At 57.8% G+C, this 3150-nt stretch carries 2 protein-coding genes; both read right to left on the bottom strand.

Annotated features, from left to right (window positions below):
- Positions 1 to 425: 425 nt before the first annotated feature.
- Complete coding sequence (locus CT676_RS43305) at positions 426 to 707, bottom strand: cytochrome c (protein WP_063982906.1); 282 nt, start codon at positions 705 to 707, stop codon at positions 426 to 428.
- 117 nt (positions 708 to 824) lie between these two features.
- Positions 825 to 2762 carry an AI-2E family transporter gene (locus CT676_RS43300; RefSeq protein WP_135217317.1) on the bottom strand — a complete coding sequence of 646 codons (1938 nt, stop codon included), beginning with the start codon at positions 2760 to 2762 and terminating at the stop codon, positions 825 to 827.
- Positions 2763 to 3150 lie beyond the last annotated feature (388 nt).

The raw sequence follows: 3150 nt of genomic DNA, 5'->3' as shown, positions 1-3150 counted from the left end.
GGATCGTCAACGGCCATCCAAACAGCAACATCGATGAGCTGCTTCCGTGGGCCTATTGCCGTCACGACCTCAAAGCCGTGGCCTGAGAACGACGCTTACACTGTTCCGCTAATGGCCCGTTTGAGACATGCCGGTCCGATCTGACGAGTCCGCTTATCAGGCTAGAGCGGAAGTCAGCGGCTCGCGGGAAAACCGACAAGATTGACCCAGAAACAGACGTCGATTGTTCAGGCAAAGGGACCGTTTGGCTCTTTCAAGGCATCAAATTGCGTCGCTGACCGCACATGGTGGGTGTACAGTAGACCAATCTTCGGCAGCAGATGGGCGCGCTGCGGACTTCTTGAACTCGACCACACTTTGTCGGTCATCAAGCGCGGAACGTTCGGGATCGCGCGTGCTCCGCGTCGGCGGCGTGTTTTCTGCTGCTACTTGAGTGTTCCGATATAGGCGGCGATATCTGACGCTTCATCCCTGCTGAGCTGCATATTAGGCATCTTCGGGTGTGGATCGAGCAAGAAGAACGCTAGCTTGGCGGGGTCGAAATCCGGCCTCGCTGCGATGGACGCGAACGTTGGAGCGTCGGCTCTCGCGCCCTTCTGATCGGCTGCGACAAGATGGCAGCCTGCGCACCATCGTTTGACGAGATTTTCGCCTTGATCAGGGTTAGCCGCGAAGGTCGAAGTCGTGGTGATTGTCGCGCACACCATCAAGACGCAGCGAATTCGATTAGATTGTTCCACACTCAAATAACCTTTCCAGCATTGGGCATATGCCGACAACGTCTGCCTGATTTCAAGACGGGAAATCTGGCCATGATGGAAACTTCACGCAGCTACTGTTGCGGACATTTCCTGCTTGGAGGCTTCCTGGTCCTTCACTCCCGTCGCCTCGATGCACAGCTTGACCGCCTCACCGAGGCTCGCGGCAACGAGGTCGGCTTTCGCGCCTTCCCGCAACAATTCCAGCGCAGCCGGGTCGATTTCCTTGACCCAACAGCCCAGGATAATGGTTGCCTTCGGTAACTTTCGCCTTAGGCGTCGAACGGAGTAACGCATGTGCGCTGGTCCATTGGCATCGAGATAGACCAGGCATACGATCGCAACGCCGGTGGTATCAAGGCGGAAGACATTCGTCGTGGAGAGCGCTTCCGCCCCTTCCACTCGCGCCGCCAGGCCGTGCGTCGTCGAGAGCTGAGCCAGCATGATCGCGGCCGCCTCATCGATGCGACTGCGCCCCGCCACGCAGAGGACGGGATGTTCACCCTGCCATCCCGGCGGGAGGGATTCCTTGCTGAGAATGGGCAACGTTTCATTTGTCGCATTTTCTGCAACGCTTTCCACCGCGGACGATGCTTCCGCGTCGGTGGTTGAATTGCTTTTCGCCGGCGGCCGGTCCTCCTGATCCGAAAGGTCGCTGGCAAATTCGTTCACCGCGTCTCGAATCTTCGTTAGACGTTCCTGGTCAAGCGCGCCGCGCTCGGAATCGGCTTGCGCTAGCTGCAAACCCTTCAAGGCGACTTCATCATAGTACGAGGCCAGCGACCGTTCTTTCAGAAATTCTTCGGCCTTTTCGGCGGCTTCCGTCGGATCACCAGCCAGCATCCGCTGGTAAAATATTTCGGGGGGAGAAAGGGCCGGCCGGTCCCCGAACATGACATCAAGAAATTCCAGACGTTCCACATGACGCCCTAGCACGACAAGGCACACCGTCAGCGGCGTCGCGAGGACAAGCCCGATTGGACCCCATAGTGCAGTCCAGAACGTTGCCGACACGACCACGGCAACTGGAGAAAGCCCTGTGCTGTGGCCGTAAACCATCGGCTCGATGACATGGCCCACGACCGGCTCCACAACTAGGAAAAGCGCGAGCGTCCATAGCAGCATCGACCAGCCGGGATCGATGGCTACTGCCAACGCAAGCGGGAACGCGCCCGCGATGACGGCGCCGATGTAGGGAACGAAGCGGAGAGCTGCCGCCAGGATGCCCCAAAGGATCGCGCTTGGAATCCCGATGAGCCACAGACCTATCCCGATCACCACGCCAAATGCGCCGTTCAAGATGAGCTGAGTCAGGAACAGCCGGCTAAGGCGGCTCGCCGCGTCGTCGAGCGCCGCCGTCGTACGTTGGAGATCGGATGACCCCGCCAATCGAATGAGACGATTACGAAGATCTTCGCGTTGAAGCAGAATGAAGATGACGAAAATAATGATGATGCCGGTTGTCGCGAGAGGATGAACCAGCGGCGAGATCAAAGTCCGCAAGCTTTCCAGCGCGCCAGGATCGGGCTGGCGTACTTCTACCGGAACCGGCGTCAGCGGCGCGGGCGTGTTGAAACCAGCGACAGAGCCTGAGCCACGTGATGCGGATGGTGCATCCTTTGGCTTATCAAGTTCTTTGCTGAGATCCTTCAGCATGTCGGAGGCGCGTTCCAGCGTGCCCCTGCCGGCTTTTGTGTCCCGGAAGGACTGAATTTTTTCGCTTATCGTCGATTGGTAACGCGGGAGGTCTCCCGCGAGTTGCGTCAGTTGCGTGGCGAGGAGACTCCCCATCGCGAAAATCAGCGTGAAGGCAAGTATAACCACGCTCACGACGGCTAATCCGCGGGGGACATGGATACGCTGCAGTATTCCGACCAGCGGTGCCAGCACGAAGCTGAGTAGAATAGCCAAAGCAACGGGCACGAAGATATCCCGGCCAAAATAGAGCATCGAGATAATGATGACCGCAAGAATTGCAGTAGCTACTGCGCTGAGCAGCGCCATAAGTTCTTCGGTGGTACGTGCCCTAAATGGCTGTCTCGCTAAAGGCCTCATCTGCTTTCGTCCCAAACCTCGGAGCCTGCTGATGCGCTGATAAGGACACGGCGCATAAAAAAGCCGCTCGGGCATTGCTCCGCGCGGCTTTCTTAGACGGCTGCCGTTTTCCGGTTCCGCCGCTACACATACCAATAGATGAGCAGCGTAATGGTTTCGTGCTGCGAGAAAGATAAAGCCGCGCTCGGCACTGGCCGGTCTCGGGAAGACTTTTGCTGGTGAGCAAATGTCTCCTATTGGCCGATTTTGTTGCAAAAGTCAGTTGAGACGAGCCGGCAAGCGTGATTCCGTTGTGATGACGCGAATCGCGACGAGGTCGATCCATGATGGGCCGTCT

The sequence above is a fragment of the Bradyrhizobium sp. MOS001 genome (genome assembly GCF_004634465.1).
In the GTDB taxonomy this organism is placed as follows: Bacteria; Pseudomonadota; Alphaproteobacteria; order Rhizobiales; family Xanthobacteraceae; genus Bradyrhizobium; species Bradyrhizobium barranii.
The sequence above is the reverse complement of the archived record's forward strand: the minus strand, read 5'-3'. Positions and strand labels throughout refer to the sequence as shown.